General features: G+C 63.9%; 6 protein-coding genes. 2 read left to right on the forward strand and 4 right to left on the reverse strand.

Annotated features, from left to right (window positions below; all coding sequences use genetic code 11):
• The coding region (locus EN879_RS27370; RefSeq protein WP_127274360.1) for an MOSC domain-containing protein at positions 1-599 on the forward strand (599 nt) is incomplete at its 5' end.
• Positions 600-646: 47 nt separating this feature from the next.
• Here the strand turns inward: EN879_RS27370 and EN879_RS27375 are convergent.
• Positions 647-1,486: an SDR family oxidoreductase gene (locus EN879_RS27375; RefSeq protein ID WP_063170269.1), complete on the reverse strand. Its 840-nt coding sequence runs from the start codon at positions 1,484-1,486 to the stop codon at positions 647-649.
• 129 nt (positions 1,487-1,615) lie between these two features.
• Complete coding sequence (locus tag EN879_RS27380; protein WP_063168493.1) at positions 1,616-2,581, reverse strand: D-amino acid aminotransferase; 966 nt, start codon at positions 2,579-2,581, stop codon at positions 1,616-1,618.
• A 158-nt stretch (positions 2,582-2,739) separates the two neighbouring features.
• Here EN879_RS27380 and EN879_RS27385 point away from each other — a divergent pair, with 158 nt between their 5' ends.
• On the forward strand, positions 2,740-3,237 hold the full coding sequence (locus EN879_RS27385) for a hypothetical protein (protein WP_063168492.1): 498 nt from the start codon (positions 2,740-2,742) through the stop codon (positions 3,235-3,237).
• Positions 3,238-3,243: 6 nt separating this feature from the next.
• On the opposite strand, the gene EN879_RS27390 is transcribed toward EN879_RS27385, so the two are convergent.
• Both EN879_RS27390 and EN879_RS27395 read right to left on the reverse strand, forming a co-directional pair.
• Positions 3,244-3,558 carry a DUF2293 domain-containing protein gene (locus EN879_RS27390; RefSeq protein WP_013530931.1) on the reverse strand — a complete coding sequence of 105 codons (315 nt, stop codon included), beginning with the start codon at positions 3,556-3,558 and terminating at the stop codon, positions 3,244-3,246.
• On the reverse strand, positions 3,555-3,747 hold a 193-nt coding region (locus EN879_RS27395), incomplete at its 5' end, for a TrmO family methyltransferase (RefSeq protein ID WP_206521015.1). The genes EN879_RS27395 and EN879_RS27390, both read right to left, overlap by 4 nt.

Raw genomic sequence — 3,747 nt, forward strand, 5'->3', positions numbered from 1 at the left:
AGGCTGAAAAGCCGGTTGAAATCATTGCCGCGCGAAAGCTTGCCGCCAGGGCGGCAGCGCTTTACGTGGCGCCGGCGGATCATTTTCAGACGCGCCCGGTGGACGAATTGCGGCTGGGTTTCGACGGCATTTCAGGCGATTTCCATGCCGGGCCGACACGGCGCTCGGGCGGGCGCGAGCCCTGGTATCCGCGCGGCACTGAAATGCGCAACGAACGGCAGCTGTCGATCGTGGCAGCGGATGAACTCGCCATCGTCGCCGAGCGCATGCGCCTGGCCGAGATCAGGCCGGAGTGGATCGGCGCCAATCTTGTGATCGAAGGGGTGCCGAACCTCTCCATGCTGCCGGCCGGCACGCTGCTGTTCTTCAAGGGCGGCGTGACAGTCAAGGTCGACGCGCAGAATGGTCCGTGCCGCATCGCCGGCCGGTCGATCGCGGAGAACGCCGGAATGGCCGACGTCGAAGCCGGCGCTCTGCTGTTCCCGAAAGCGGCGAAGCGGCTGCGCGGCATTGTCACCTGGGTAGAGAAGCCAGGCACGGTTAGGGCAGGCGAAGAGATATCGCTGCGCGTGCCGGAGCAGTGGATTTATCAAGCCTGAGGGCCGGCTACGCCGCCCATGGAGCGGCGCAGCAAAAGCGCTGGACTTCAGCCCTTGCGGTTCTTCTTCACGCCTTGCGCCATGATGGAAACGTCGTCCCACTTCTCCCAGGTGGCAATGCGGTTGGCGTATTCCTGCTTGATCATCGGCAGGCCGCCATCGCCGAAGAATACCCGCAGCGGCGGCTCGGCGGCGTCGACAATGGCCAGCATGGCCGGCCCGGTGGCGTCTGGATCGCCGGCGACCGAATTGGCGCGGCGCTCGGCCATCTTGGCACGGGCGGGCGCATAGGCCTCGATCGGTTGGGATACCTTGGCCGACGGCCCGGCCCAGTCGGTGGAGAAACCGCCCGGCTCGACCAGCGTCACATGGATGCCGAATTCCGCGACCTCGATGCTGAGCGACTGGCTGAAGGCCTCCAGCGCCCATTTCGAGGCGTGGTAGAGGCCGAGCGAGGCAAAGGCATTGACGCCGCCGATCGACGAGATCTGGATGATGTGGCCGGAACGCTGTGCCCGCATGATCGGCAGTGCGGCCTGAGTGACCCACAGAGCGCCGAAGACATTGGTTTCGATCTGGTCGCGAGCTTCCTGTTCGCTGACCTCCTCGATGGCGCCGAAATGGCCGTAGCCGGCATTGTTGATGACGACGTCGAGCCGGCCAAAACGCTTGTGCGCCTCGGCGACAGCGGCATCGACGGCTTTCTTGTCGGTGACGTCGAGCTTTATCGCGGCAATCCTGTCGCCGTATTTCTCGACGAGATCGGCGAGGGTGCCAGCATCGCGGGCGGTTGCCGCGACGCGGTCGCCTCGGGCGAGTGCAGCCTCGGCCCAGACGCGGCCAAAGCCCTTCGACGATCCGGTGATGAACCAAACCTTGTTTGTCATGATCTTGGAGTCCTTGCCCCTGCGGGCGTGATTTTGGATGAAAGCGGAGGCTTCTCCGCTTTCGGGCATATACGGTCGATCCTCTGATTTTCCAGAGGCGACGGGAATCTTTTGACAAAGACGCCTGAATTATCGGAGATAATTCACCTGAGACGACCAGGCCGGGTCCTCGTGCTTTTGCCAGTAGCGCGCCATCAGCCGGCTGGTGATCGGTCCGACCTTGCCATTGGCGATCGCCGCGCCGTCGATCTCCGTCACCGGCATGATGCCGCCCGCAGTGGAGGTGATGAATACCTCGTCGGCCTCGCGCAATGCGGTGACGCTGAGATCGGTCGCCGTGGCGGCAAGGCCTTCTTCTGCACAGAGATCGAAGACGGTGCGGCGGGTGACGCCGGGCAGCACGCCGGTGGCCGGCGTCGACAGTTTGCCGTCCTTGACGCAGAAGACGTTGAAGCCCGGGCCTTCGGCGACATTGCCGTTGAAGTCGAGGAGCAACGCGGTCTCTGCACCGCGGTCATAGGCATCGTAGAGGCCGCGCACCAGATCGAGCCAGTGGTAATTCTTGATCGCCGGGTCGATCGAGGCCGGCGGAATACGCATCTTGTCGCTGATGGCGACGCGCAGGCCGCGCTGCAGCTGCTCGGCATTGGCGACCGAGCCGAACGGCACGGCGAAGGCCATGAAGCGGTTGACCGCCTGGCGCGGGTCGCGGCTGAAGGTCGGAGAGGCGCCGCGCGTGCACAGCATTTCGACATAGGCGGCGCGATGACCGGACAGCGCTACGCAATTGTGCAAGATTTCGGTCACGCCGTCGCGGTCGAAGGGAATGGTCATGCGCAGCTTTTCCAGCCCGCCGAGGAAGCGGTCGAGATGCAGATCGAGGCGGAAGAAGCGGCCGTTCCAGACATGCACGGTGTCGTAGGTTGCGTCGGAATGCAGAAAACCCCAGTCCAGCACCGAGATCTTGGCCTGCGACATCGGCAGGTATTGGCCGTCGAGAAAGGCGATGCCGTCGGGGTAGGAATGCGGGTCGACATGGCGGTCGCCAACCACGGGCAGTTGCTTCTCGTCCTGTGTCGTCGCCGTGTGGCTCATTGGGGCTTCCTGTCACGCAAGGCAAGATCAGTAGGCTATCGGCGCTGGGCAGAAGGCATAGAGCCACCCGCCCGGTGCTGTTCGGCCTCGATGACGATCTCGTCGATACATTGGATCGGAATTGCCTTAGATTGCGCGCTCTGAACGGGAGGGGGAAGATGGGCAGGCTTGGGGCCGTCATAGCAGCCATGACGATGTTCGCCGCTGCGGGCGAAGCCAGCGCCCAGTGCGCGCGCGAAGGCGATGAATTGTGCCAGGGCGGGCAGACCTATCGCTGCGAGAAAACCGGCAGCGAATTGACACCGATCTTCCAGAACCTGCCTTGCGCGGTGCCGTCGCTGAGCGGCACCTGGGTCGGCAGCGGCCATCAAAGCCCGGCGGGTGACGCCGGGGCCGACTGGCCGATCGCCATGACCATCAACGATGGCAGCGCGTCGATCGACTATCCGTCACTCGGTTGCGGCGGATCGCTGTCACAGACGTCCAGTGACGGCATTTCGGCGGAATACCACGAGAGCATCACCTACGGTCAGGACAAATGCGTCGACGGCGGCAACATCACCGTCAGGTTTTTCAAGGGAAATCTGTCCTGGACCTGGATCGGCCAGGCCGATGGTCAGCCCTATAATGCGGTCGCAGTGCTTAAGCGGAAGTAGCCGTGGTCATTCCTCCTCGTCATCCGCGTCGAGCAGGCGCGTCGCGCGCCAGCGAGTGAGCACGACGTTGGTCTGCTCGATGACGAAGAAACGCGCCGAGTCGCGGTCGTAACCTTCGCTCAGCAGTTTCTCGTAATCTGTGTGCATGTGGCGGATATGGGCAATCGTCGCCAGCCATACGGCGATGCCTGGTGGCAAGGTCTTCATGTGGACCGCGCCGGCGTCGCCGCGGATCTTCTCCATGTCGGCATAGGGTGCCAGCGGCAGAAGTGCTGTCAGCGCCTTGGCGATGGCGCGGCGGCGACCGGTGGGCGCCGTCATCGCCGAACCCCGTTGGGCTCGTCGCGCCCTTCGATGGTCGCCTCGGCAATGGCGTCGGTCGAGGCGAAATAAGGTTTGATGTCGATGACCGGAGTGCCGTCGAGCACGTCGATGGCGTCGAGATCGATGCGGCCGGTGTTTTGGTCGAGCCCGACGAGCCTGGCCACATGCAGCCCGATTGGGTTGGGG

The sequence above is a fragment of the Mesorhizobium sp. M7A.F.Ca.AU.002.02.1.1 genome (assembly GCF_003998535.1).
Lineage (GTDB): Bacteria > Pseudomonadota > Alphaproteobacteria > Rhizobiales > Rhizobiaceae > Mesorhizobium > Mesorhizobium ciceri.